23 protein-coding genes are annotated in these 26636 nt (G+C 67.9%); 16 read left to right on the top strand and 7 right to left on the bottom strand.

What is annotated here, in order from left to right; genetic code table 11:
* Positions 1-60: 60 nt before the first annotated feature.
* From ACQY8B_RS21245 to ACQY8B_RS21175, 15 genes are all read left to right on the top strand, one after another.
* Positions 61-2868 (top strand): type VI secretion system Vgr family protein, encoded by a 2808-nt coding sequence (locus tag ACQY8B_RS21245; protein WP_422088513.1) that lies wholly within the window; start codon positions 61-63, stop codon positions 2866-2868.
* Between the two features lie 12 nt (positions 2869-2880).
* On the top strand, positions 2881-5478 hold the full coding sequence (locus ACQY8B_RS21240) for a DUF2169 family type VI secretion system accessory protein (RefSeq protein WP_422088512.1): 2598 nt from the start codon (positions 2881-2883) through the stop codon (positions 5476-5478).
* The gene (locus tag ACQY8B_RS21235; protein ID WP_422088511.1) at positions 5475-6527 is read left to right on the top strand and encodes a pentapeptide repeat-containing protein; all 1053 of its coding nucleotides are present in this window, start codon (positions 5475-5477) and stop codon (positions 6525-6527) included. The genes ACQY8B_RS21240 and ACQY8B_RS21235 overlap by 4 nt, the downstream gene beginning before the upstream one ends.
* Before the next feature lie 35 nt (positions 6528-6562).
* Positions 6563-7177 carry a DUF3540 domain-containing protein gene (locus ACQY8B_RS21230; RefSeq protein WP_422088510.1) on the top strand — a complete coding sequence of 205 codons (615 nt, stop codon included), beginning with the start codon at positions 6563-6565 and terminating at the stop codon, positions 7175-7177.
* A 21-nt stretch (positions 7178-7198) separates the two neighbouring features.
* The gene (locus ACQY8B_RS21225) at positions 7199-7594 is read left to right on the top strand and encodes a DUF4150 domain-containing protein (protein ID WP_081268481.1); all 396 of its coding nucleotides are present in this window, start codon (positions 7199-7201) and stop codon (positions 7592-7594) included.
* Between the two features lie 74 nt (positions 7595-7668).
* Complete coding sequence (locus ACQY8B_RS21220) at positions 7669-10014, top strand: type VI secretion system Vgr family protein (RefSeq protein WP_422088509.1); 2346 nt, start codon at positions 7669-7671, stop codon at positions 10012-10014.
* A gap of 3 nt (positions 10015-10017) precedes the next feature.
* Complete coding sequence (locus ACQY8B_RS21215) at positions 10018-10494, top strand: DUF6484 domain-containing protein (protein ID WP_422088508.1); 477 nt, start codon at positions 10018-10020, stop codon at positions 10492-10494.
* Between the two features lie 17 nt (positions 10495-10511).
* Positions 10512-11564 carry a DUF2169 family type VI secretion system accessory protein gene (locus ACQY8B_RS21210; protein ID WP_422088507.1) on the top strand — a complete coding sequence of 351 codons (1053 nt, stop codon included), beginning with the start codon at positions 10512-10514 and terminating at the stop codon, positions 11562-11564.
* Positions 11565-11566: 2 nt separating this feature from the next.
* A complete protein-coding gene (locus ACQY8B_RS21205; RefSeq protein ID WP_422088506.1) occupies positions 11567-12634 on the top strand; it encodes a hypothetical protein in 1068 nt (355 codons plus the stop codon).
* Positions 12635-12637: 3 nt separating this feature from the next.
* Positions 12638-13549, top strand: a complete 912-nt coding sequence (locus ACQY8B_RS21200; RefSeq protein WP_422088505.1) for a DUF4150 domain-containing protein — start codon at positions 12638-12640, stop codon at positions 13547-13549.
* An 11-nt stretch (positions 13550-13560) separates the two neighbouring features.
* Positions 13561-14475 carry a type VI immunity family protein gene (locus ACQY8B_RS21195; RefSeq protein ID WP_422088504.1) on the top strand — a complete coding sequence of 305 codons (915 nt, stop codon included), beginning with the start codon at positions 13561-13563 and terminating at the stop codon, positions 14473-14475.
* On the top strand, positions 14447-15157 hold the full coding sequence (locus ACQY8B_RS21190) for a hypothetical protein (RefSeq protein WP_422088503.1): 711 nt from the start codon (positions 14447-14449) through the stop codon (positions 15155-15157). The genes ACQY8B_RS21195 and ACQY8B_RS21190 overlap by 29 nt, the downstream gene beginning before the upstream one ends.
* A 10-nt stretch (positions 15158-15167) precedes the next feature.
* On the top strand, positions 15168-16427 hold the full coding sequence (locus ACQY8B_RS21185; RefSeq protein WP_422088502.1) for a TIGR02270 family protein: 1260 nt from the start codon (positions 15168-15170) through the stop codon (positions 16425-16427).
* Positions 16428-16515: 88 nt separating this feature from the next.
* Positions 16516-18144: a type VI secretion system-associated FHA domain protein TagH gene (tagH, locus tag ACQY8B_RS21180; protein WP_422088501.1), complete on the top strand. Its 1629-nt coding sequence runs from the start codon at positions 16516-16518 to the stop codon at positions 18142-18144.
* A gap of 55 nt (positions 18145-18199) precedes the next feature.
* Entirely contained in the window at positions 18200-18994 is a 795-nt protein-coding gene (locus ACQY8B_RS21175) for a PP2C family protein-serine/threonine phosphatase (RefSeq protein ID WP_422088500.1), read from the top strand.
* A 94-nt stretch (positions 18995-19088) separates the two neighbouring features.
* Here the strand turns inward: ACQY8B_RS21175 and ACQY8B_RS21170 are convergent, their stop codons facing one another.
* The 5 genes from ACQY8B_RS21170 to tssA all read right to left on the bottom strand — a co-directional run bounded on the left by ACQY8B_RS21170 (position 19089) and on the right by tssA (position 23492).
* Positions 19089-19628, bottom strand: a complete 540-nt coding sequence (locus tag ACQY8B_RS21170) for a peptidoglycan-binding domain-containing protein (protein ID WP_422088499.1) — start codon at positions 19626-19628, stop codon at positions 19089-19091.
* An 82-nt stretch (positions 19629-19710) separates the two neighbouring features.
* Complete coding sequence (locus ACQY8B_RS21165) at positions 19711-20190, bottom strand: Hcp family type VI secretion system effector (protein ID WP_081268470.1); 480 nt, start codon at positions 20188-20190, stop codon at positions 19711-19713.
* A 155-nt stretch (positions 20191-20345) separates the two neighbouring features.
* The gene (tssC, locus tag ACQY8B_RS21160; protein WP_422088498.1) at positions 20346-21839 is read right to left on the bottom strand and encodes a type VI secretion system contractile sheath large subunit; all 1494 of its coding nucleotides are present in this window, start codon (positions 21837-21839) and stop codon (positions 20346-20348) included.
* A 38-nt stretch (positions 21840-21877) separates the two neighbouring features.
* On the bottom strand, positions 21878-22393 hold the full coding sequence (gene tssB, locus ACQY8B_RS21155) for a type VI secretion system contractile sheath small subunit (RefSeq protein WP_422088497.1): 516 nt from the start codon (positions 22391-22393) through the stop codon (positions 21878-21880).
* A 58-nt stretch (positions 22394-22451) separates the two neighbouring features.
* Complete coding sequence (gene tssA, locus ACQY8B_RS21150) at positions 22452-23492, bottom strand: type VI secretion system protein TssA (RefSeq protein ID WP_422088496.1); 1041 nt, start codon at positions 23490-23492, stop codon at positions 22452-22454.
* A gap of 71 nt (positions 23493-23563) precedes the next feature.
* Here tssA and tssJ point away from each other — a divergent pair, with 71 nt between their 5' ends.
* Positions 23564-24076 (top strand): type VI secretion system lipoprotein TssJ, encoded by a 513-nt coding sequence (gene tssJ, locus ACQY8B_RS21145; RefSeq protein WP_428744983.1) that lies wholly within the window; start codon positions 23564-23566, stop codon positions 24074-24076.
* Between the two features lie 21 nt (positions 24077-24097).
* Here the strand turns inward: tssJ and ACQY8B_RS21140 are convergent, their stop codons facing one another.
* Together ACQY8B_RS21140 and ACQY8B_RS21135 are read right to left on the bottom strand one after the other, a co-directional pair.
* A complete protein-coding gene (locus tag ACQY8B_RS21140) occupies positions 24098-25225 on the bottom strand; it encodes a type VI secretion system protein (protein ID WP_422088494.1) in 1128 nt (375 codons plus the stop codon).
* A complete protein-coding gene (locus ACQY8B_RS21135; protein WP_422088493.1) occupies positions 25222-26565 on the bottom strand; it encodes a DotU family type IV/VI secretion system protein in 1344 nt (447 codons plus the stop codon). Before ACQY8B_RS21135 ends, ACQY8B_RS21140 begins: the two co-directional genes overlap by 4 nt.
* Positions 26566-26636 lie beyond the last annotated feature (71 nt).

Genomic DNA, 26636 nt, shown 5'->3' with positions numbered 1-26636 from the left:
ACCCGGTGCCCTGCGCACGCGCCCCGAAACAAGCGCTTTAAAAGACAAAAAGAGAAAAAGATGGCCGACAACGAGTTCCGCATAGAGACCGACTCCCCCGCCAAGGACGACCTGATGTTCTGGCGCATCGTCGGCCATGAAGCGCTGGCGCGCCCGTCGGCCTACGAACTCACGGTGCTGTCGAAGAACAAGGCCATCGACGCCAAGGACATCCTCGGGCGCGCATTCGACGTGGTCATCGAATTCAAGGACGCGGACGGCGGCACCCACGAGCGCCACTGCCAGGGCCATGCCGTGCGCTTCGTGCGCACGGGCCACGTGGGACGCCACTACGAATACCGCATCGCGCTGCGCTCCTGGTTCTGGCTGCTCACCAAGCGCAGGAACTCGCGCATCCTGCAGGAAAAGAAAGTGCTCGAAGTGCTCGATGCCGTGTTCGAGGACAGCCCCATCAAGCGCTTCAAGAAAACCAGGGCCGACAACGTCATCGGCACGCACAACCCCCGCCGCTACTGCGTGCAGCACCAGGAAAGCGACTACGGCTTTCTCTCGCGCCTGCTGGAGGACGAGGGTGTGTACTACTGGTTCGATGCGCACGATGCCCCCGGCACCATGCACCTGTCGGACGCCAGCGACATCGCCCACGAGAAACTGCCCGCCAACGACACACTGCACCACATGGCCACCGACGCGGCCGAGGCGCGCTTCAACGAAGTGTCGCGCTGGGTGAGCGGGCGGCAGTTCGACACCGGCAAGCATGCGTCGCGCGACAGCGACTTCAAGGCCATCAAGAAAAAGCTCGGTGCCGACATCGATGCGTCGGACGAACACGAACTGGCCACGCTCGAAATGTTCGAGTTCCCCGGCGGCTACTTCACCGGCGACGACGGGGAGAGCCGCGCCAAGCTGCGCGGCGACGAACTCAATGCGCGCCGCGATCGCCACTGGGCGCTGACGCCGTGGCCCGACGCCGCCGCCGGCCGCAGCTTCAAGTTCGAGGGCGACCCCGACGGCACGCGCAACGGCGACTACATCATTGCCGCCTGCACCTTCGTCGCCAGCCATCGCGGCTACGAGGGCGTGAGCGCGGGGTCGGCCGCGCGGCCGGTGCAGGCGGCGCTGGCCGAGGTGCTGCGCGACGACGCCGTCAACGCCGACACGCTGCAGGTGCTCGAAGACCTGATCGCCGCCACGCCCGCAATGGCGGCCGGACAGACCGGCGCCAGCGCCTTCCTGCTCACCGTGATGCCTGCCGAGCGGCCGTTCCGCGCGCCGCGCCTCACGCCGCGCCCGGTCATGCCGGGCCCGCAGACCGCCATCGTGGTCGGTCCCAAGGGCGACGAGCTGCACGTGGACGACCACGGCCGCGTGAAGGTGCACTTCCACTGGGACCGCTACGACGAGAGCAACGAGAAGTCGACCTGCTGGGTGCGCGTGTCGCAGCCCTGGGGCGGCAAGGGCTGGGGCGGCTATTTCATTCCGCGCATCGGGCAGGAGGTGATCGTCGACTTTCTCAACGGCGACCCCGACCGGCCGGTCATCGTCGGGCGCGTCTACAACGACGAGCAGCCCATTCCTTACAAGTCGCCCACGCAGAGCGGCTTCAAGACCCGCTCCACGCCCGGCGGCGGTCCCGCGAACTACAACGAGATCATGTTCGAGGACAAGAAAGGCGAGGAGAACATCAACATCCATGCCGAGCTCGACATGAGCCGCAGCGTGGAGCGCGACGACTCGACCACCATCGACCGCGACCAGAGCGTCACCGTCAAGCGCGACCAGACCAGCCTGGTCGACCGCGACCGCAAGAGCACCGTCACGCGCAACGACACCAACATGGTGGTGGTCGACCAGAAGAACACCGTCAAGGGCAACCAGAACAACCAGGTGGTGGGCAACCGCACCACCTTCGTCGACGCCGACGACAAGACCATGGTCACGGGCACCAGCCTGAGCGACGTGACCGGCGCGCGCACCGACACCTCGCGCGCCGGAGAAACCCGCAACGTGACCGGCAACCAGACCATCACCGTCAGCGGGAACCTGACGTACAAGGCCGCGAAGATGAGCTTCGAGGCCGGCCACATCGACTGGCTGGTGACGGGCGCGAGCTCCAAGTACATCACCGTGCCCAGCGGCCCGCTGGGGCTGATGGCCGACAAGATCAAGCTGGTGAGCAACACCAAGATCGAGATGATGGCGGTGGGCGACATCAACGCCACCTCCATCGGCTCCAACACCACGGTGCTGGGCTCCAATTCGAGCGGCTACATCGGCACCAACAGCGAAGCCAACATGGGCGTGACCCGCTCGACCTTCATCGGCATGAGCATCGAGAACGCGCTGGCGCTGGCCATGGCCAACGTGCTGGGCGTGAACATCGAGAACACGGCGGGCGTGAAGCTGACCAACTGCGCGGCACCCGACATCGCGGCGGTGGCGATGGATGTCAAGCAATCGGCGCTGCACACCTTCACGCCGGGCGCCGGCGGCGCTGGCGCCGGGGCAGCAGCGGTGGCCGGCGGACTGGCCGCAGTGGCGGGCGCCGCCTCGGCCTACGTCGACATCGGCGCCACGCTCAAGCAGTACGCCGATGCGGCCGAGGCCCTGGGCAAGGCCGCCGACGATGCGCATGCCGAAGGCCTGCACAGCCTGGAAGACCGGCTGCGGTCGCTGGCGGGCAAGGCCAGCAACCGGCGCGTCGACGCCATTCTCGGGCTGGTGCCGATCATGGGGCTGGGGCTGCCGATCGCGGAGGTCTTTTCCAGCGACCCCGGCGGCACCGCCGACCTGGGCAAGGTCAACAACGCCGTCGAGCCCGACGGCTCGGCCCGCCCGCCCGCGGAGCGCGAGCCCGAAGACGACTAGCCGGGGCGCCGAATGCAAGTCCTCAAGCCTCAAGCGCTCGGCCTCTCGACGCGGCCCATCGAGTTCCGCAAGCGGTTCGGACTCAGCGTCAGCGCGTACCTGCACCTGCCTTTCGCGCAGGGCGAGCGCGGCACGCTGTGGGCCGAGCAGTCGATGTGGTCTTTTCTTGCCAAGGAAATGGCGCAGCCGCTGATCGACGAAGGCGTTGCCAAGCTCACCCCCGAGTTCCTGGTGCACGGCAAGGCCTTCGCGCCGCCCGGCCGGCCCGATGCCTGCGCGGTGCGCGCGCGCTTCGGCGCATGCGAGAAGACCCTGCTGGTCTTCGGCGAGCGGCACTGGGAGGGCACGCGCGCCAGCGCGCCGCGGCCCTTCGAGTCGCTGCCGCTCGACTGGGCCGCCGCATACGGCGGCGCCGATTTCGCGCAGAACCCGCAAGGCCGGGGCCGGCAGGCGCGCGACGGCGTGCTGTGGCTGCCGAACATCGAGTTGCCGCAAGACCGTCTTCTGCGGCCCGACCAGGCCATTGCGCCTGCCGGCTTCGGTGCGCTCGACCTGATGCATCCGCAGCGCGCGCAATACCGCGGCACCTACGACGCCGACTACCTGAAGCTGCATGCACCGGGCTTTGCGCCCGACACCGACTGGCGCTACTTCAACCTCGCGCCTCCCGACCAGTGGATGGCCGCGCCGCTCGCCGGCGACGAGCCTTTCGCCTTCGACAACATGCACCCGCAAAAGCCGCGCATCGAAGGCCGCCTGCCGGGCCTGCGCGCGCGCGTGTTCGTCGGCTACAGGATTGCCGGCAGCAGCGAGCCCAAGGTGCGCGAGGTGCCGCTGCGGCTGACCACCGTGTGGTTCTTCCCGCACGCGGAGCGCTGCATCGCGATCTTCCAGGGGCTGGCCGAAGTCGGTACCGACGACGGCTCAGACGTGGCCAGCCTGATGGGCGCGGTAGAGCGCACCGGCGAGCCGCGCAGCGACGCGCACTACCTCGAAGCCGCCGCCAGGCGCGCCGACCCGAAGATGGGCCCCGTCTACGCCATCATCGACAGCGACCTGCTACCCGAAGGCATCGGCACGCTCGACCCCGATGTGGAAGCCGCCAAGGCACCATTCGGCATGGACGGCCTGCAGGGCGAGGCGCAGTACCGCCGGGCGGAGATGGACGTCGAGTTCGCGCGCGACAAGGCCGTGGAAATGGGCAAGGACCCCGACGCGCTCGGCATCAGGATGCCGCCGCGCGAGAAGGTGCCCATGGGCGACGAGCTGCCCCCGTACCTCGAGAAGAAGATGAAAGAGGCCGACGCGCAAGGCTGGGCCGCCGTCGAAGACGCCGTGACCGTGCTCGAGAAGGCGCTGGAAGCGGCGCAGCAGCACCGCATCGACCTCGCCAAGGTTCAGCACCGTGGGCCGCCGCTCTACAGCGCCGAGAAGCACCTGGCCGGGATGCAGGCGCAGGCGGCGGGCAGTACCCGCAAGGTCGACCTGACACCGATGTTCCCCAGGCTCTGCGAACTCGAGGAAGTGCAGCGCAAGGGCTACCTGCAGTCCGCGCACGTGCAGCCGCCGGCATTTGCGATGCCGGCCGATGCGGCAGCGGCATTGCGCGCGGAGATGACGCGCGCCATCGCGGCCGGCATCAAGCTCTTTCCGCGCGCCGATTTCACGGGTGCCGACTTTTCCGGCCTCGACCTGCGCGAGGTGAACTTCGAAGGCGCATGGCTGGAGAGCGCCAACTTCAGCAATGCCAACCTCTCGGGCGCCATTTTTTCGGGGGCGGTGCTCGCGCATGCGAACCTCGAAGGCACCATCGCCATCGGCGCCGGCTTTCGCGAGGCCAACCTCGGCAAGGCGCGGCTCGCGCGCGGCGTGTTCGACGGCTGCGATTTCTCGCAGGCCATGCTCACGCATTGCGCCTTCGGGGGCACCCAGATGCGGCGCGCCAACTTCACGAAAGCCCGGCTGCTCGACACCACCTGGGGCGAGGCGGACTGGACCGGCGCGCTGCTCGCGGGCCAGGTCTTCCACAAGCTCGACCTAAAGGGCATGCGCTGGCCCGAGGCCGACCTGTCGGCCTGCAACTTCATCGAATGCGACCTCACGGGCGTGGACATGCACGACGCCACGCTCGCAGCCGCCACCTTCGTCACCTGCAAGCTCGACGCCGCCCGGCTCATGGGCGCGAAGTGCGCCGGTGCCGTGGCCGTGAAGGGCACCAGCCTCGCCGATGCCGAGATGGGCCTGGCCGACCTGCGCGGCTTCAACTTCGGCGCCTCCGACCTGCGCGGCGCGAAGCTGGTGCGTGCCGTGCTCGACGGCGCCAACCTCTGCGACGCGCGGCTCGACGGGGCCGACCTGCGGCTGGCCAGCGCCAAGGGCGCGCTGATGCGCAAGAGCGTGTGCACCGGAGCGCTGTTGTCGGGCGTGAACTTCAGCGACGCGGTGTTCCAGTCGGCCGACCTGCGCGGCGCCGACCTGCGGCGCAGCAACCTCTTCGGTGCCGACCTTAGCCGCGTGCGGCTCGACGGCTCGACCAGCTTCGACGGCGCACTGCTCCAGCGCGCGCGCACCTGGCCCCGGCTCACTCCTGAACAGCAGGCTGCGGCATGACACCCCAACTGCTCGCCATTGCAGTGGGCGTCGGGGAGACGCTGGAAGGCCTCGACCTGCGCAAGGGCCAGTTCGCGAAACTGCCGTTGGGCGGCGGCGTGTTCTCCAGGGTCAACCTTGCCGAAGCCGACCTGCGCGCAGCAGACCTGCGCGAGACCGTGTTCGACCAGTGCGACCTGCGCGGCGCGCTCGTCTCGGGCGCGAACCTTCGCAAGGCCGTGTTCAACCGCTGCCTGCTCGACCACGTCGACCTGCGCGAGGCCAACCTGCACGGCGCGGTGTTCACCGAATGCGACCTGACGCACGCGCAACTGGCCGGCACCGTGCTCACCATGGCCACTGTCGCGAAGTGCCGGCTCGACCATGCGGTGCTGCGCGGCGCGCAACTCGACTCGGCGGTGTTCAGCCAGTCGGTGCTGCTGGACGTGTGCGCCGACGACACCAGCTGGCACTACACCACGGTGAACGAGTGCGACCTGTCTCACCTCACATGGACCGGGGCGCGCATGCTGCGCAACGTGTTCTTCCAGACCTCGCTGAAGGGCATGTCGTTCGCGGGGCTGGAACTGGAGGGCTGCCAGTTCTCGTCCACCGACCTGGGCGGCGCGGACTTCAGCGGCATCATGCTGCGGCAGTGCAACTTCCAGGGCGCGCGGCTCGACGGCGCGAAGTTCGCGGAGGCGGTGGCGCCCTCGTCGATCTTCTGCGAGGCGGGCGGCACCGGGTGCGACTTCTCGGGCGCGAAGCTGAGGCAGGCGCTGTTCACCGGGGCCGTGCTGCCGCAGGCCAACTTCTCGGGCTGCGACCTGTACCAGACGCACTTCGCAGGCGCGAAGCTGCGCGGCGCCAACTTCACGGGCGCCGAACTCACCTATGCCGATTTCCGCCATGCGGACCTGAGCACCGCCGACCTGCGCCACGCCACGCTGATGCGCACCGTGCTGCATGGCGCCAACACGCAAGACGCGCAGATGACCGACCGCGCGCGCGCCATCGAGAGCGACCCGGAGCTCGAGAAATCCGAGCGCTGGCAGCCGCTGGTCGCATGACCCCACATCGAAGCCAAGCAACGGAGGAACACCCCATGAAGACAAGCAGCCTGAAACCGGCGCCCGCCCAGGCCATCACCGGCCAGTGGTGCGTCGGCGTGCTCGGCCTCGACGAGGTCGGGGCGCCCGTCGTCGACAGCGGCGGCCTGCGGCTTCGCACGCGGCGCGCGGCGAGCTGCCTGCTCGAGCCTGCCGCCGGCGACAGCGTTGCCTGCCTGCGCATCGCGCCCGACGAAGTCTGGGTCATGGCCGTGCTGCAGCGCGAGGAAGGCACCACCAACGTCGTGTGCTGCGAAGGCAACAACATGCGCATTGCCGTGGAGGGCGGCCGGCTCGAGCTCGCGGCCGAAGAGCTCGACGTGGCCACCCGGCGCACCCGCCTCGCCACCGACACCGCCGACGTCGTCGGCCGCCAGCTCACGGTGGTGGGCACCGGCATCAAGCTGGTCGGCTCGGTGCTGTCGTCGGTGATGGACCGCGTGCAGCACTTCAGCAAACACTACCTGCGCACCACCGACGGCATCGACCGCGTGGCGGCCACTCACCTGGAGTGCGAGGCGAAGCAACTGCTGCGGCTCGAAGGCGAGCACACGCTGGTCAACGGCCGCGAGCTCATCAAGGCGCGCGGCGCGCAGATCCACTTCGGTTGAAGCGCCAAGGGGAGAGAAAAAATGTTCGCCAACTGCCAGCTGATGGGCACCGACATGGGCTTTCCCGATGTCTGCATCACGCCCGCCGCGCCGTCGCCCATTCCGGTGCCGTATCCGAACATCGCGATGGGGCCGATGGCGATTCCGAACTGCCCCACGATCCTCATCATGGGCGGGCCGGCGCACAACCTGGGCACCACCATTCCCATGACCAACGGCGACAACGCGGGCGTGATGCTGGGCGTGGCCTCGGGCACGGTGATGGGGCCGAGCCGCCATCTCACCGGTGCCTTCACGGTGCTGTGGATGGGCATGCCCGCGTCGCGGCTTACCAGCACGTCGCTGCAGAACAGCACCAATTGCCCCGGTGTGCGCACGGTGCCGAGCCAGCCGCTGGTGCTGTTGCTGGCGCCGTAGGCTCCGCGGCCGCGCGGGCGGGGTGGCGTGGCGGTGCGGTTCGGGAGGGCAACGAAAGAAAAGGGGCGCAAAGCATGGCCGATCACAAGTTCAGCATCCAGGGCGATTCGCCCGTAGTCGACAAGCTCATGTTCTGGCGCATCGTGGGCCACGAGGTGCTGGCGCGCCCGTCGGCCTACGAACTCACCGTGCTGACCGACAACGAAAGCATCGATGCCGCAGACGTGCTGGGCCGCTCCTTCGACGTCGTGATCGAGTTCGCCGATGCCGACGGCGGCACCCACAAGCGGCACTGCCAGGGGCATGCCGTGCGCTTCACGCGCGTGGCACAGAGCGGGCGCTTCCTCGAATACCGCATCAGCCTGCGCTCGTGGTTCTGGCTGCTGAGCAAGCGCGTCAACGCACGCATCCTGCAGAACAAGCCGGTGTTGGGCGTGATCGATGCGGTGCTCGACGACAGCCCCGTCGGCAGCCTCAAGAAGCTCAAGGCGGGCGGCGTGGTCGGCCCCCATGAGCCCCACGTGTACTGCGTGCAGTACCGGGAGAGCGACTACCAGTTCCTCTCGCGCCTTCTGGAAGAAGAGGGCATCTACTACTGGTTCGACGCGCACGACGCGCCGGGCACCCTGTACCTTTCGGACACCAGCACGCTGGCGCACGAGAAGCTGCCCGTTGCCGACACGCTGAGCCACGTCGAGCGCGGCGCATCGGAAGGGCGCTTCAACGAGATCACGCGCTGGATCAGCTCGCGCCAGTTCGAATCGGGCAAGTTCGCGTCGCGCGACCGGGACTTCAAGGTCATCAGCAAGCAGCTGCGCGCCGACAAGGGCGACCCCGATACGCACGAGCTGTCGGACCTCGAAGTGTTCGAGTTCCCGGGCGGCTATCAGTCGGGCGACGACACCGACAACCTCGCGCAGCTGCGGCTCGACGAACTCATCGGCCGGCGCCAGCGCCACTGGGCTCTGACCGGCTGGCCCGACGTGACGGCCGGGCGCAGCTTCGCGTTCAAGGGCGACCCCGACGGCAAGCGCGACGGCGACTACCTGATCGCGGCCTGCACCTTCGTCGCGAGCCACCCCGGCTACGAGGGCGCGAACTTTCCCGAGAGCCGGCGTTCGATCGACGTCGTGCTGCACGACGCGCTGGCCGACGACCCCGTCAACACCGGGCTGGGCGAACTGGTGGGCGACCTGATCGCGGAGACGCCGGCGCTGAGCACCGGCCAGCGCGCGAGCAGCAGCTTCCTGCTCACGGTGATTCCGCTGAACACGCCCTGGCGCCCGCCGCGCCTGACGCCGCGCGTGACCATGCCCGGCCCGCAGAGCGCCATCGTCACCGGCCGCAGCGGCGAGCAGATCTGGACCGAGGAGCACGGCCGCGTGAAGGTGCAGTTCCACTGGGACCGCTACGGCAAGAACGACGAGAACAGCTCATGCTGGGTGCGCGTGTCGCACCCCTGGGCCGGCAAGAGCTGGGGCGCGGTCAGCATTCCGCGCATCGGCCAGGAAGTCATCGTCGATTTCCTGGATGGCGACCCCGACCAGCCCATCATCGTGGGCCGCTTCTACAACGGCGAATCGATGGCGCCCTTCGGCCTGCCGGCCGGCGCCGTGGTGAGCGGCATCAAGTCGAACACGCACAAGGGCAAGGGCTACAACGAACTGTCGATGGACGACACCGCCGGCAAGGAGAAGGTGACCATCCACGGCCAGTACGACATGAACACCACGGTGGAGCACAACCAGACGACCACCGTGCACAACAGCCGCACCGACATCGTCGACGTGGACGATTCTGAGAGCGTGGGCAACAACCAGACGCAGCACGTGGGCGTCGACCAGACCATCTCCATAGGCTCCAACCGTGGCGAGACCGTGGGCGGCACCGAGACCATCACCATCACCGGCCATCGCACCGAGACCGTGAACGGCGGCGAGACCGTGACCGTGACCGGCGGGCGCAGCCACACCGTCAACGGCATGCAGACCACCACCATCTCGGTGGCCGAGGCGCACACCGTGGGGGCGGGCCGCATGCACAGCGTGGGCGCGGGCGAGGCCATCAACGTGGGCGGCGTGCAGACCGTGTCGGTGGGCGGTGCGCAGATGGTGAGCGTGGGCGGCGTGCAGAAGGTGAACGTGGGTGCGCTGCAGTCGATCTCGGTCGGCGGCCCGCACAAGCTCTCGGCGGCGGTGATCGCCGAGACATCGAAGGGGCCGATCAAGATCAAGGCGGGCGCGATCTGCATGGTCGAGGCGCCCACCATCATGCTCAAGGCGGGCGGAAGCAAGATCGTCATGAACGCCAGCGGCATCACCATCAAGGGCGCCAAGATCACCATCAAGGCCGACGGCACCGCGTCGTTCAAGGCCGGCGGCTCGATCAAGATCAAGGGCTCCAACCTGGGGGAGGACTGAGCCGTGGAAGACCACACCGATCTCCGGAGCGCGCGCAGCGTGCTGCACAGCGTGGCGGCCTGGTCGAAGCTGTCGGGCCAGGGCGTGGCGGTGGCTGCCTTTGCCGGCTTCGATGCCGAGGGGCGCTTCCTGGTCACGCTGGGCGAAGGCATGGCGCCGGTGCAGGCGCTCTCGACGGTAGGCCTGGCGCCCGGCGATGCCGGTGCGGCCATCGTCGTGGCCTTCGAGCAGGGCGAGGCGCGGCACCCGGTCATCGTCGGGCGCGTGCAGCCGCTGCGCACAGAGGCACCGCCTGTGCTCGACGCGTGCGTGGATGGCGAGCGCGTCGTATTGCAGGGGCGCGAGCGCATCGAGTTGCGCTGCGGTGACGCCAGCATCGTGCTCACGCGCGCGGGCAAGGTGCTGATCAACGGCAATTACGTGCTCACGCGCTCGCGCGGTGCCAACCGCGTCAAGGGTGCCTACGTGGGCATCAACTGACGAACGAGACACACGCCATGTGGCAGCTCGAAAACCGCACACCCTATGCCGCCGAACGCACCTGGGTGCGCGACCGGGACGCAGCGGAGATCTGGCTCGTGGCGGTGAAGTGCAGCTTCGATATTTCGCCCGATGGCGAGACGAGCGTTGCCCCCGAGCAAGCACCTGTCGCGCAGGCGCCCGTCTTCGTCGACGAGGCCGCGCCCCGGCCCAGCCTGCTCTACGAGATGGACCTGGTGCGCACCAAGCAGACGACCGACGTGCTGTTGATCGGCAATGCGCATGCGCCCGGCGGCGTGCCCGTGACGCAGCTCGACGTGGGCCTGCGCGTCGGCCCGATCGCCAAGCGCCTGCGCGTGACCGGCGACCGCGTGTGGCTCGGCGGCGCGCCATCGGAGCCCGAGCCTTTCACCGTCATGCCGCTGGTGTGGGAGCGCGCATACGGCGGCGTCGATCCGTGGACGCGTGACGCGCCGTTGCCGCAGTTCGACGTGCGCAATCCGGTGGGCACGGGCTTCGTGATGGAGGCGGCGCATGCGCAAGGCGTGCGGCTGCCGAATATCGAGTACCCGGATCAATGCGTACAGGCGTGGAGCGACAGGCCCGAGCCTGCGGGCTTCGGGCCGCTGTGCAATCACTGGCAGCCGCGCGCGGGGTTTGCGGGGACGTACGACGAAGCTTGGCAGCGCGACAGGTTGCCGCTGTTGCCGGTGGATTTCGATGACCGGCATTACCAGTGCGCGCCGGGGGACCAGCAGGCGCCGCAGTTTCTTGTGGGCGGAGAGCCGGTGGTGCTGGTGCATCTGGCGCCGCAGCCGCAGATCCGCTTCTCGCTGCCTCGTGTACTGCTGGGCTTCGAAACCTTCTTCTCCGACGGCACGCAGGTGCTGCATGAGCGGCCGCAGTTACACACGGTGATTCTCGAGCCGGCAGTGATGCGCGTTTCGTTGGTCTGGCACAGCGCGCTGCCTTGCCATCCCAAGGTTCATAAACTGCTGAAGACGCGCATCTTCGAGAAACGGCTGCTGCGACTGGGCGAGGCTGTGCCCGAGCAGGCGGTGGAGGCCTGAGCATGGCCGGCAACGCGTTGCAGATCCTGGGGCTCGGCGCCAGCACGCCGATAGGACGCAATGTGTGGGCTAGCGCCGCAGCCGTGCGCGCCGGTGTGTGTGGCTTCTCCGAGCACCCGTACATGGTCGACACGGCCGGCGAGGCGATGCGTATCGCGCGAGCGCCCTGGCTCGACGTGGGCCTCGACGGTGCCGCGCGCCTGGGCGCTCTGCTGCTGCCGGCCATCGACGAGGCGTTGGCACCGTTGACGCAGCTTGGCGGAAACGTGTCGCCGCGCATCGGCCTTGCACTGGCGCTGCCGCCGCCGCGCCCCGGGCAGCCTGATGGCTTGGCCGATGATGTATTGCAGGCAATACGGGAGCGCATGGGGGATCGATTCGCCCGCATCGCGCGCTTCGAAGTCGGCCATGCAGCAGGCCACATGGCCGTGGCTGCCGCCGAGGCTGGTTGCGCGCGTGATGCCTTCGATGCATGTGTGGTGGCGGGCACCGACTCGTACATCGCACCCGAGACGCTCGAATGGGTCGAAGCCTGCGATCAACTCCACGGCGGCGGCCCGCTCAACAATGCATGGGGCTTCATCCCCGGTGAGGCCGCTGGCGCGGTGCTGCTTGGCACGCCGCGTATGGCGCAGCTGAGCGGCATCGTGCCGCTGGGCGAACTGGTGTCGGTTGGCATCGGCATCGAGTCCAGGCTCATCAAGACGGACACGGTGTGCATTGGCGAGGGCTTGACCCAGGCCTTCCGCGCCGCGCTGCGGGCCCTTGCGCCTGGCGAGCAAGTGCACAACGTGTTCTGCGATCTCAACGGAGAGCCCTACCGAGCCGACGAGTTCGGCTTTGCCGCGCTGCGCAACGGAGAACACTTTCGCGCGGCGTCGGATTTCATCGCGCCAGCCGATTGCTGGGGTGACGTGGGTGCGGCGGGTTCGCCGCTGCACATGGCGCTGGCTGTCATCGCCAATCGCAAGCGCTACGCCAAAGGGCCACTGTCGATGGTATGGGGCAGTTCCGAGTCGGGCGAACGCGGGGCGTTGCTGGTGCGCTGCGCTGAACCGGTGGGAGGCTGAGTCATGCCGCTCACCATCAGGGTCAACGGCACCAGTCTCACGCTGGTCCACAAGTTCAGCATCGGCATCAGCACCGCGACCATCCCCGACGTGTGCAAGACGCCCAGCCCCGGGGGGCCAGTGCCGGTCCCTTATCCGAACATCGCCAACTCGATCACGCTGTCGAGCGGCACCAGCACCGTCAAAGGCGACAAGGCGATGGCCGCGAACAAGGGTTCGAAGTTCGCCATTTCCAACGGCGACAACGCAGGTGTGGCGGGGGGCGTGAAGTCCAGCACCTTCATGAAGGAGGCGACCTGGATCCTCTACTCCTTCGACGTGAAGATGGACGGCAAGAACACGGCCCGGCTCACGGACAAGATGTTCCACAACTCCGAGAACGCGGCGAATCTGGGCGGGGTTGCGCAGCAGCCGCTGATCGATGCTTTGGGGGATGCCGCCCTGGCGCAAGAGCTTTGCGAAGCCGCGTGCCAGGCCTTGAAAGACAAGGAAGCGGCTGACGCCAAACTACCGCCAGGGAAGACTTCCACTGACCAATACCAGCGCCGCATGCGCGACATCATCGATCCCAAGGTCGCCGGTGTGCGCGGTGGCAGGCCGGGCCTGCTCACGGAGGTCTCGCAGTCGAATGCTGGGAAACTCATCGGCAGATATGGCAAGGATGTCAGCAGTAGTCTTGGAAAAGCCAGGTGGGACATCATCCTGCTCGAGGCAGGGGTAGCCGTTGGGAAAAAGGCGCTGACACTCGCCGATGTGAAACATATCGTCGAGGTGAAGTTTCCCAATGACTCGCCTACGGACAATCAAGACATTCTGCGAAAAACACACCCGGAGACGGACAAGAAGCTGACGGAGATGAAGGTCAGGAAAAAAGGGGCAAAGGACGCCAAAGACGCCGACTGCCTGTGTACCTGAAAGGAAAATTTATGGATGAGTCCCTGTTCACCCTGACGGACGATGGCGAGAGCTTGGCGACGCCCTGCGTCGAAATCGTCGCATTTGCCTACGGCTTGCCCGAGAACATTGGAGCGGGCCTTGCGCGATTTCTGCGCGCTTACATGGACGCCTTTGGCAATCAGCAGCGTTTCTATCGCACTGGCGACATGAAGCGCTTCCGCGTTCAGGATGCCAAGGCGACTGAGGGACCGAATCACTGGTTTTCGGACCCGGACATGCTCGCAACCAAAATACTGAGCCACCGAGCGCATTCGGGCAAAAAGGCCGGCCAGATTCAGTCGCCCGCGATAAGGATGTCGTTGGCCGGACCCTTGGATCCGTCGCGCTTTGTGCTGCGCATGGCGCTCCCCGTCGAGTGGGGAGACCATCCCGAGCAGGTGATCGCGCTGGCCCGGGAGGCGCTTGCCGAACTCCCGCTTCACAGTGGATATGCCGGCTACTCTTTGCTCTGGGAGGACGCGGATTCACTGGTGGATCGGAAAGTCCTCCAATGGTCGATACCGCTGATGCTGCGGTATCCGGGCCTCGGCTACGGCGACGCCTTGCGCATGTCGAATGGAGCGCTGCATGGTGTCGCGGCCGTCAATTGGTTGACCTTCCTCGGCGCCGATGCGGCGGCGGCGCTTGGCGGTCTGGCAGCCCTTGAGCGAAGTGCCCCCTTGGGGGTGTCCGCGCTTGCGCTCGGCAAGGCCGGCGTGATCTTGCGCGCCGGCGATGCGCCGCAGATCGGTGACGTGAATCGGCAAGAGACCGTGCCGATCTATGGCGCCGTGGGCAAGCTTGTCGCACATGTGGTCGCGCCCGACGAGGCGCTGGACCAGATATTCATCAAAGGCATGTCCGAGGAGGCGGCCCATGACTGGCTTCGACGCTTCTTCGTCTGAGCGCTACAGCGGCCCGGTTCTGCTCCAGGCCATGCTGGAGCACGGCCCGGAAGGATCGGTCGGGCTCGTGGAGCGGCGCGTTCGCGTCTTTCTCGATGCGGTCGATGCGGGGTTCTTCTTCCCGGGGAGGCGGCTTCCTTCTGTGCCTGCCGAGCTTCGCGCCGCCGGCATGTCGTTGCAGGCGCGGCTGCAAGTCGTGGATCTCCCTGTTGCGGCCTTGGATGTGCTGGGTGGCATGCTGGCGGATTGCCGTCAGCACGAAGTCTTTTTCCACGCGGCGCGTGCCATGCTGGGCCAGCGCGAGCTTGACTTGCTGAGCGAGAGAGGCGTGCGTCCGGCCGCTCCGGAGGAACCGCCGTTTGCCGTTGAGTTCCCGGAGAACCTGGGTGGTAACCATGCCTTGCTGGTCGAGATCGAATTCGCACTGCCGGTGCAGCCTGAGGTCGGGCAGGGCCTGCTCGAAACCCTTGCGTTGTGGGACGCGTTGACGCTTGCGTATCGATCCGACCCTGACGATGCGGTGGAAGTCAGCGGTGCGCAAGCCATGTTCAACGATCCGCGCACCATCCACTACTACGAATGGATCTGGGACAACGCGGACGCACAGGCATGGGATCTGATCGTCAATCTGTGCTGCGCCTGGCACGAGACACTGCCCATCGTGCGGCTGCACTTCGAATAGGAGCTTGCCCGTGGACTCCGACACGCTGTCTTCCGTTGTCGCCGAGCACGCCGACGAAGCCTCCTTCCTCTGGCTCCAACGCGACAGCGCAGTCCACGCCCCCAATTACTCGCCCCAGCAATTCGCCGACCTCGACGAACGCCTCGCCGCCCACATCGACGGCTTGCGCGTAGCCGGCGATGAAGGCTGGCAGCATGCCCTGTCGCTCACCGACAACGAAGGCCCCGAAGACTTCTTCGTCGCCGCAGTGCTCGCCATCGAGGCGGTCGATTCCCGCTTCGACGATCTGGTCGAGCGCGCCAAGGACCTGCCCGAGGTCGTGCCCGGCCTGGTCTCCGCGCTGGGCTGGGTCGAGCCGAAGTATCTTGGCGGCCGCGTCAAGGCCTTGCTCGAAGACGCCTCGCCGTTGCGGCAGAAGCTCGGTGTGGCGGCCTGCGCGCTGCATCGACGCGATCCTGGCGCATTGCTTGGGCAGCTGCTCGCGGGTGCGCCAGACAGCGTGTGCATCCGCGCGCTGCGTGCAGCCGGCGAGCTGGGCCGTGCCGACCTGCTGCCGCAGGCCCGGTCGCTGCTCGGAGAGGCCAAGCCCGAGCTGCGCTTCTGGGCCGCGTGGGCGGCGGTGCTGCTCGGTGACAGGGCACAGGCGCTGGACGTGCTCTCGGCCTTCGCGCTGAAGAGCGGGCCGCGCCAGCCGCGCGCGTTCCAGCTCGCGCTGCAGGCGATGGAGCCGGCACCGGGCCACGCGCTGCTGCTCGACAGCGCGGCACTGCCCGAGGCGCAGCGCCTGCGCATCATCGGCTCGGGCTTCATCGGCGACGCGCGCTACGTGCCCTGGCTCATCGAGCAGATGGCGCAGCCGGCCACGGCGCGCATCGCGGCCGAGGCCTTCGTGACCATCACGGGCGTGGACTTCAACCTCGCGCAGATGGAGGTTCCGCCGCCCGACGGCTTCGAGGACGGGCCGACCGACGACCCCGATGACGACAACGTGGAGCTGCCCGAGGACATCGCCTTGCCCTGGCCCGACATCGACAAGATCCGCGCATGGTGGCAGCAGAACGGCGCACGCTTCGCCCCCGGCGTGCGGCTCTTCATGGGGCAGCCGGTCTCGCCCGACAGCTGCTCTGGTGTACTGCGTGAGGGCTTCCAGCGCCAGCGCGTGGCAGCGGCGCTGCACCTTGCGCTGCTCGACGCGGGCGCGCCGCTGTTCGCAACCAGCGCGCCGGCGTGGCGGCAGCAGCGCTGGCTCGGCGACGGCATACCTCTTTAGGCGAGATTGCCAACATGCCCCACGGAATGAATACTCCTTGCGAGTTTGTTCGGGCGCATTCAGGCACAGAGCCTTCGGGGGCCGATTCATGATCCATATCGCTGTCATCACCCGGCAAGGCGCTCCGGCGGGGCAGGCCATTGCCGCGGACTTCGGCCCCAATGGCGGCACCATCGGCCGGGCCGACACCAACACGCTGGTGCTCGACGACCCCGATCGCACCGTCTCGCGCGTGCATGCGCAAGTGCTGTGCCGCGACGGGCAGTACTTCGTCATCGACCGGGGCAGCAACCCGATGCAGTGCAACGGCGTGTCGCTGGGCTCGGGCAAGGAAGCCGCGCTGACCGATGGCGCACGGCTGGTGGTGGGCAGCTTCGAGCTCACGGTGCGCGTGACGGCCGCCGCCGCGCCGCCGTCGCTGGCCATCCCGAACACCGTGCTGGGGGGCTCTGCGGCCGCGCCTGCTGCGCCGACGAGCGACGACCCCTTCGCCGACTTGCTCGCGGGCCTCGCGCCGCCGGCCGCGCCAGCCGCAGCGCCCGCCCCGGCCCCTGCAGCGGCACCGCCTGAATCGCTGCTGTTCCCCGACCCGATGGAAAGCGGTTCGCGCAACGCGCAGGCCGCGCAGATCGATCCTTTCGCGAACCTGCTCGGATCCACGTCGTCATCGACACCCGTGGCCGGCCTGGGCGCGCTCGACGATTTCTCCGACCTCGGCGCGCCGCCCGCGCACGGCAAGGCCTCGGGCATCGACGATCTCTTCGGCGGCATGCACGGCGGTGGCGGCGGCATCGGCGGCGATCCGCTCGCGCTGTCGCCGCTGGCCGATCCGCTGCTGCAGCCCAACACCGCATCGGACGCCGATCCGCTGGCCGCGCTGCAGCGCGCCGCGCCTGCCACGCCGCCAGCGCGCGCGGACCACCTGCCGATCGACCAGTTCGGCTTCACGCCGCCGAAGGCGATCAGCAGCCCGGCGCCCGTGCAGCCGGTCGCGAACTTCGACGACATGACCGGCCAGCCCATACGCATCAGCGGCCCCGAGAGTTCAGGCAAGCCCTTCGAGCCGCCCGCGCCTCCTGTGGCGCCCGTCCCGGTCGCACCACCTGCGCCCAGGCGCGCGGCGAGCGACGACGAACTGCTCGCCGCCTTCCTGCGCGGCCTGGCCAGCACGCACCAGCCGCCCGACATGCTCACGCCCGGCCTCATGGAGCGCATCGGCTCGATGCTGCGCAGCGCCACCGAAGGCACGCTGCAGCTGCTGCTCACGCGCCAGGAGTTCAAGCGCGAGGTGCGCGCCGAGGTCACGATGATCGCGGCGCAGGCCAACAACCCGCTGAAGTTCTCGCCCACGGTCGAGGTCGCGCTCGCGCACCTGCTGGGGCCCGGCGTGCGCGGCTTCATGCCGCCCGAGGCCGCGATGCGCGACGCCTTCGACGACCTGCGCGCGCATCAGTTCGGCGTGATGGTGGGCATGCGCGCGGCGCTGGCCCATGTCATCGCGCGCTTCGAGCCGGCGGAGCTGGAGAAGAAGATCAGCGCCAAGACCGCGCTCGACGCGCTCTTCAGCGCCAACCGCAAGGCCAGGCTATGGGACCAGTTCGTGTCGCTGTACGGCGGCATCGCGAGCGAGGCGGAGGACGACTTCCACAGCCTCTTCGGCAAGGCCTTCCTGCAGGCCTACGAAGAGCAGATGGCGCGCCTGAAGTCGGACGCCTGAAGAAGAAAAACACGGCAGCAACAACGACAACCGCAGCATTCGCGAGGCACCCCGCTTGGAAATCGAAATCGTCACGCTCTCCCGGCAAGGCGGCCGTACCTACAACGAGGACGTGCATGGCCACTGGCACGACGAGCGCCATGTCGCCTGCCTGGTGGCCGACGGCGCTGGCGGCCATGGCGGCGGCGACGTGGCGGCGGCCACCGCTCGCGGCAGCATGCTGGGCGGCTTCTCGGCCGCACCGGGGCTGGACGAAGCCACGCTGCGCCGGCTGGTGGAGCAGGCCAACCTCGACGTGGTGGCGCGCCAGGCCGAGGGCGGCAAGCTCGCGGGCATGCGCTCGACCATCGTGTTCGCGGCCATCGACCTGGAAGACCATGCGCTCGCCTGGGTGCACAGCGGCGACAGCCGGGCCTACCTGTTCCGCGGCGGCGCCATCGTGGCGCGCACCACCGACCACAGCCTGGTGCAGCAGATGGTGGCCGGCGGCATGCTCGACGAAGAGGGTGCGCGGCTGCATCCGCAGCGCAACATGCTGCTGTCGGCGCTGGGCTCGGTCGAGGAGGCGCCCGACATCGCGGTGTCGGACCGCATGCGCCTCTTGCCCGGCGACGTGCTGCTGCTTTGCAGCGACGGTGTGTGGGAGCCGCTCGGTGACGAGTGCCTGATCGACACGCTGCACGCCTCGCGCACGCCCACCCAATGGACCGAGCTGATCGATGCGCAAGTCAAGGCCAACGCCAAGCCGGGCTACGACAACTACACGGCGCTGACGCTGTGGGTGATCGAGGACGACGAGGACGACGTGACCCGGCTGATGCCCGAGAGTGCCGCGTCGACCGATTCCTGACTCTTCCCCCGGAAAACAAAAGGCCTGAAGCGCTCGTCCGGCGGACGGGTGCTTCAGGCCTTGGCCGTTGCCGCAACAGCAGGCTGGCAGCCGGTCAGGCGCCACCCGTGGACGGAACGACCACCGGCGCGACGTAGGTGTACTTGTTGGCCGTCTTCTTGACCCGCTTCAGCGCGCTGCGCAGCAACAGCGGCATGTCCTGCCGGTTCGGCAAGTTGTTGTAGTTGTCGATACCCTGCGCGTCGCAGAGGTTGGCGCAGCCGTTGTTGAGCAGGTCGAGTGCGTAGCGCGTCTTGCTGATCGTGCTGCTCGCGCCCGGCGCCCGGTACGGATCGAAGATGCCGTCCGGCTTCAAGTTCTGTCCGCGCGCGATCGCCTGTTCCTGGAAGTGCACGATGTGCTTCTGCGTGATCGGACCTTTCTGGCCGTCCACGACGATCACTTCGTTCTCCCCGGGCGGTGGATCGAAACCGTCGTTGAAGCCGAGCAGTTCGTAGTAGAAGATCCTGAACAGCGCCTGCACCAGCATCACGTCTTCGCGCGTGTTGGAGCCGATCAGGCCGACGGACCAGTCGATGTTGTAGGCCGTGCGCGGATTGCCGCTCGAGCCGATGAATGTGGTGCTGAATGCCATGGCATTTCTCCGGTGAGGACACGTCGGGACAGGCCCGGGCACTTGCGCGCCCGATGCCGCACTTTGGCGTGGCCGTCGCCCGTCAGCGGGTTTCGGTGGTCGGCACGTTCCAGCCGAACTTCACTTCGCCGCCAGCCGCGCCCTTGTCGTCCTGCGCCTTGTAGGCGAACTCGATGTCCTTGAAGGAGCAGAGCACCTGCTCATGCACGTCGCCGCCCTGCGCGCCGCCGGGGCTCACGCCGGAGATGAAGACCTCCTTCATGGTGACCTTCAGGTACTCCTGCTGGCCTTCGCCGGCCTTGCGGCAGGTCAGCACCATGTCCTTGAAGTGCTTGCCGCTCACGCAGTTCTTGGCCAGCACCGGAGAGGCTTTGTCGTAGGTGTGCGTGAAGTGGAACTCGCCGGGCGTGGCCTTGCCCTTGCCCGAACCGCCGCCCGAGCCCGCGCCCGACGAGTTGCTCACGTTCCAGGACCACGACGAAATCTCGATCTCGTCCTTGTGATCCTTGTGGGAAGACTCGCCCTTTACGCCGTCGAGCTTGATGTGAAAGTCAGAAGACATGTTCCTACTCCTTGGAACCCGATTGCGTTCGGGCGGTTGATGATGATCCAGACGGTTACCCGGGCTGCCGGCGGCCTGTAGTGAAGACCGATGCGCGGCAGCTGTTGATAGAACGAAACGGAAGCCGGAATTTCAAGAAAAGTTCGGGCTGTTTTTCATGCGCCGCCCTTGGCGGAAGGCAGCTTCGACACCAGGCGCAGCGAAACCGTGAGGCCTTCGAGCTGGTAGTGCGGGCGCAGGAAGAACTTGGACGTGTAGTAGCCCGGGTTGCCTTCCACTTCCTCGACGACCACCTCGGCGGCAGCCAGGGGTTTTTGCGACTTGGTGATTTCCGAGGAGTTGGCCGGATCGCCGTCCACGTAGTTCATGATCCATTTGTTGAGCCAGCGCTGCATGTCCTCGCGCTCCTTGAAGCTGCCGATCTTGTCGCGCACGATGCACTTGAGGTAGTGCGCAAAACGGTTGCAGGCAAAGAGGTAGGGCAGGCGCGCCGCCAGGTTGGCGTTGGCCGTGGCATCGGGGTCGTCGTACTCGGCCGGCTTGTTGAGCGACTGGGCGCCGATGAAGGCCGCGAAGTCGGAGTTCTTGCGGTGGATCATCGACAGCAGGCCGGCCTTCGAGAGTTCGGCCTCGCGCCGGTCGCTGATGGCGATCTCGGTGGGGCACTTCTGGTCCACGCCGCCGTCGTCGCTCGGGAAGGTGTGCAGCGGCAGGTTCTCCACCGCGCCGCCCGACTCGATGCCGCGGATGCGCGAACCCCAGCCGTAGAGCTTGTATGAACGGTTGATGTTGGTCGCCATAGCGTAGGCCGCATTGGCCCAGGCGTACTTGTTGTGGTCGGCGCCGGCGGTGTCTTCCTCGAAGTCGAACTCTTCCACCGGGTTGGTGTTGGCGCCGTAGGGCGTGCGAGCCAGGAAGCGCGGCATGCACATGCCGATGTACTTCGAGTCGTCCGACTCGCGCAGGCTGCGCCAGCCGGCGTACTCGGGCGTGAGGAAGATCTTGGTCAGGTCGCGCGGGTTGGCGAGCTCCTGCCACGACTCCATCTGCATCAGGTTGGGGCTTGCGCCGGTGATGAACGGCGCGTGCGCCGAAGCGGCGATCTTGGCCATCTCGCCGAGCAGTTCCACATCGGGCGGGCTCTGGTCGAAGTGATAGTCGCCCACCAGCGCGCCGAAGGGCTCGCCGCCGAACTGGCCGTACTCCTGCTCGTAGATCTTCTTGAACATCGGGCTCTGGTCCCAGGCCGCGCCCTTGAACTTCTTCAGGCTCTTGGCCAGATCCGTCTTGGAGATGTCCATCACGCGGATCTTCAGGTTCTCGTCGGTCTCGGTGTTGTTCACCATGTAGTGCAGGCCGCGCCACGCACTCTCGAGCTTCTGGTAGTCGGGGTGGTGGATGATCTTGTTCACCTGGTCGGTGAGCTTGGCGTCGATCGCGGCGATCATGGCCTGGATCGACTTGGTCACGTCCTTGCCGATGACGGTGCTGTTGCTCAGTGCCTGCTGCGCCAGCGTGAGCACGGCGGCCTCGACGGCGCTCTTGGCTTCGTCGCTGCGCGGCTTGAATTCCTTCTGCAGCAGCGACGAAAAGTCGCTGCCCGCGTACGCGACATCTTTCAGCGCGCTCTGTTCGAGTGCTTCGGCCATGGTTGTGTACTCCTCGTTTGCTCGGATGGGGGGCGTCGTCAGGCGGCGGGCGTGCTGCCGTCTTCGGGCTTCTTGCTCGCGGCCAGCGTCTGCAGCAGGGCCGGGTCTTCGAGCACCTTGGCCAGCAGGTCTTCGGCGCCGCCCTTGCCGTCCATGTAGGTGACGAGGTTCGACAGCTGGGTGCGCGCCTCGAGCAGCTTGTTCAGCGCGCCCACCTTGCGGGCCACGGCGGCGGGCGAAAAATCTTCCATGTTCTCGAAGGTGAGCTCCACCTTCAGGTCGCCTTCGCCTGTGAGCGAGTTCTCCACCGCGAACGCGGCGCGCGGCTTCATCGCCTTCATGCGCGAGTCGAAGTTGTCGACGTCGATCTCCAGGAACTTGCGCTCGGCCACCGGCGCGAGCGGGTCGGCGGGCTTGCCCGACAGGTCGGCCAGCACGCCCATCACGAAGGGCAGCTGTACCTTCTTCTCGGCTCCGTACAGCTCCACGTCGTATTCGATCTGGACCCGGGGCGCCCGGTTGCGGGCGATGAATTTCTGACTGCTCTTGGCCATGGAAGATGCTCCTTGCGGGTGGGGATGGGACGGGTGTCTGGTGCGAGATGGCGTTTGCTCATTCGGAAGGGCGTCGGCCCGTGACCGTCTCGATGGTGTCCATCGCGTTGGGCGCGAGGTTGGCCATGATCTCGAGGAAGCTCACGCCGATGAGCTTCTTCGCGCGCTCGATCAGCAGCGGCGCTGGGTTGCCGGGCTCGGCCTGCTCGAGGTAGCGGATCACCCGGTCGAGCATCTGCACCGCGTCCTGGCGGTTCTGGATCTCGCCGCGCGGGGCTGCGGGATGTGCGGCCGTGGCGCTTGCGTCCTGCGCGCCCGCATCGCCCTCGCCGGTAGCCGCGCCCGCGGCATCTGCCGGTGCGCCGCTGGCGGCAGTGCAGGCCTTGCGCAGCACGCGGCCGATGCCGCGCAGCGCGTCGAAGTCGACCGCGTCGGCACGCCCGGTGCGATCGACGATGAGCCTGTGCAGGCGCTCGATCAGCGCGGGCACTTCTACGGCAGCCTGTATGGCCTCGGGCCGCTCGGCCTGTATGGCTTCGAGCCCGCCCTGGACCTGCGCCATGGAATACGCGGCCTCGCCGCCGACGGCGGTGAGCGTGTTGTGCGCAATGGCGATGTCGCGCACGCGGATCGGCCCGACGCCGCGCGCCATGCCGACCTGCGCGTCGTACAGGTCGCGCAGGCCCATGCCTTCGTCGGTCAGCGGCGCGAGCGCGTTCAGGCGCATCGTCGGATCGTTGTCGTCGTCAGCATCGAGCTTTGGATGTATGCCGTCCCAGAAACTGTCGAGCAGGTCGGTCAGCAGGCGCAGCCCCGCGGCGAAACCAACAACGCCCTGCAAGCGCGTGGCGGCGCGCAGCAGCAGCACCGCGGCGCGCACGTCCTTGCTGCGGCGAAGAATGGCGTCGGACTGCTCGGCGACTTCGCGCCACTCGGGCTCGACCGCGGGAATCACCGTGTCGCCGAACTGCTGCTCCGGCTTGCCTTGCGCGGCCGAGACGAGCGCGGTGAAGTCCGCGTCGTACTCCAGGTCGTCGCCGCACGGCGATGCTTCGCCGATGGGCGTGAGCAGTGCGGCGGCAAGTTGGTTGTTCAGCATATTGCCTGTTGAAGTTGGCTGGTGATAATCAAAGATGCGTCTTGACCGGTCAATGCAACGAAGGGAATAGCATGCGCACGCTGGGTACACACCATTCGTCCTATGAGAGCTACTCCGCTGCATTGCCGCGGCGTCGCATCGCCGTTCTTGGCCTTGCTGCAGCGGGTCTTTCGCTCATGGGATGCGCGAGCAAGCCGGTGGTGACGACCGTCGCGGTCTCGCTCACGGCGGGCCCCGACGCCAACCCCGATGCGCGCGGACGCGCCTCGCCGCTCACGGTGCGCGTGTATGCGCTGAAGTCGCCCGGCCCGTTCGAGGGCGCCGACTTCTTCTCGCTGTTCGAGAAAGACCAGGCCACGCTCGGCGCCGAACTCGTGCAGCGCGAAGAAGTGCTGCTGCGGCCCGGCGAAAGCAAGAAGCTCGACTTCAACCTGCCACCCGACGCCAAGGCCATCGGCGTGATGGCGGCGTTCCGCGATCTCGACCGCGCGCGCTGGCGCGAGGTGCGCCCCGTCACCACCGGCAAGGCGCAGTCGCTCGACGTGCTGCTCGGTGCGCGGCAGATGCGCATCGACGCGAAGTAGCGCCACAGGCGGCCAGCCTGCTCAGGCCGTGGCGCCGGCGGGCGACGGGCGGCCCGGCCGCACCAGTGGCTGATCGGCCGGCAGGAAGCGGCTGAACAGGTCATCCACGAAGGCTGCTCCCACACCGTGCGAAGGCGATGCCGCAGCCGTCAGGTAGAGGCCGCGCCAGCGCGGCGCGCGCGTGCCCTTGCCGTGGTTCTCGAACAGCACCTGTGCGAAGGTGCGCAGCCCGGGCTGCAGCGCGCGCACCGCCTCCACGAACTCATGCACCGCGAGCCGGTCCGCGGCGCTGGCCTGCCGGTGCAGCAGGCTCATTCGCAGCGCATGCAGGTGCCGTGCGAGCGGATCGAACACCGCATCGAGCCGTTCGCGCGGCGGCGTGGCGATGACGGCAGAGGCGTCGGTCAGGCGATGGCCCACGGCCTGCGACAGCACTTCGGGAGGCAATGCGTCGCGCAGCACCGCATAGCCCGCGAGCTGTTCGAGCCCGGTGACGACGAGATACGCGGGAATCTGCAGGCGCAGGGTGTCGCCGGTCTCGTCGAGCAGCCGGCGCATGCGCGCGGCCAGGGCCGCGAGCTCGCTCTCGTCCGCATGCAGCAGGTCGCGCGCGGACACGCAGGCGACCATGCCGTTGAGCGGCAGGCGATGGCGCCGCTCGGCCAGTGCCAGCAGCGACTGCAGCCACAGGCCGCGCTGCGCTGGCGTGTCGGCGGCCTCGCCGACCGTGCAGGCGGGAATCTCGACGGACACGGTGGCGCCGGTCAGCCACCAGTGCCACCAGGCGTCGGCCTTGGCTTCGCCTGCTTCGTGCGCGGGCAGGCGTTCGCCATGCGCCGCCGAAAGCAGGCCGGGCAGGTTGGCGGCGGCATCGCCGAAGAACAGGAACCATGGAACAGGCGCGCGCGGGCGGCTGCGCTTCACGGCCTGCTGTGCCTGTGCCATGCCTTCCCTGAGTGCGGCGGCGGCCAGCTCCGTGTCGCCGGCTTCCGAGGCGGGGGCGCCGAGCGCCTCGATGCGCCGCTGCAGCGCGCGGCGCCGTGCTCCGCGTCCGGCATCGCGCACCACGCCGCACAGCAGCGCGAAGCCTGCGAGGCACAGCACCAGCAGCAGCCAGAAGCGATGGTCGTGCGGGAGCATGGCGGTCATCGCGACACGGTCTCCAGGAACACGAAGTCGGCGATCAGCCGGTCGCTGTTCTTGCCGGCCGCGACGGTCTCTCGCAGCCGCAGCAGGTAGTCGGACGCGAGTTCGAAGGGCGGCCGGTCGGCGGTTTCGGTGAACGGCGTCGGCGCCGAGAGCACGGTGATCAGCACGCTGCCGAAGGGCGGGCTCACGAGCCAGCTCGAAGGGATCTCGCGTCCCAGCGTCAGTGTTTCGCCCGCTTGCAGCCTGGTGGGCGCCTGCCCGGCGTTGAGGTGCATGACCGCGCCGTCTGCCGTGTAGTAGTCGACCCAGATGTAGCTGTCATGGCGCGGCGCCACCACCTGCACGCGCACCGGGTCGCCTTCGCGCAGCTTGCCTTCGAGCGCGGAGGGCGAGTCGATGTCGAGCCCGTAGGCCCGCTCGCGGTTGCGCGCCTGGTAGGGCTTGAGGATGGCGAACACCTCGCAGTGCGGCCACACGCGCAGGCCGACGTCGAAGCTCGGCGATTTCACGCCGGGCACCATGATCACTTCGCGCTCCACCCGCGACAGGTCGCCGGGCAGCGAGACGAAGCCGGAAACGCGCGTGCGGCCCTCCGTGTCCACGGTGGCCGTGAGGTCGGCACAGGCGAAAGTCTGCAGGTGCTGCTCGATGCGCTGGCTCAGCCCGGAGCCGGCCGTGGGCGGCCCGGTGGACCACAGCCACAGCAGGTAGAGCAGCGGCAGCAGCAGTGCGAGCGCCGCGCCGGCGCGCAGCAGCGCGCGGTCGCGCCGGTGCGTGTCGTTGGGGCCTCGCGGGTCGGGCACGCTGTACGGCTGCGGCGTGATGCGGTCGTGCGCCAGGCTGTCGGCCGCGAGCGGGCGCAGCTGCAGCTGGCGGCCGTGCAGGTCTTTGAGTTTTCCGAGTTCGCCCTGGTCGCCGTCCTCGAAGTAGTACTGGCCCTTGAAGCCCAGCACCAGCGCGTGCCAGTAGACCTCGCGCACGTCGTTGTCCTGCGCGCCCAGGGCCGACAGGTGGTGGAAGAACTCGCTGTGCGCATTGTTCGAGTTGAAGAGCTGCGCCTGCAGCGGCGAGGGGCCGCTGCCGGCACCCGCGCCCACCGTTGCTTCCGGGTGGCGCGCGAGGATCTCGTCGATCCACGCCACCATCGCGAATACTGCCGACTCGACTTGCGGCGCGGGCTTGCCCGCAGCCGCGGCGTCGGCGCGGGCAGTGTCGAGCAGCTGCATGGCCTTGTGCTGCACCGTCGCGAGCGCGGGCATCGGGCGCCCGGCGGCGACCGATGCATCGAGGGCGAGGCCGTATGCGATGAAGCCGGAGAAGCAGTCGAGCAGGCGAGCCATGGAGGTGCCTGCTCAGGCGTGCATTGCGAAGGATGCCTTGTACCGGCGTCTGCAGCGATGGCACATGCCTA

Source organism: Variovorax sp., from assembly GCF_965279555.1.
GTDB lineage: Bacteria > Pseudomonadota > Gammaproteobacteria > Burkholderiales > Burkholderiaceae_C > Variovorax.
This window is presented reverse-complemented; position numbering and strand designations above follow the sequence as displayed.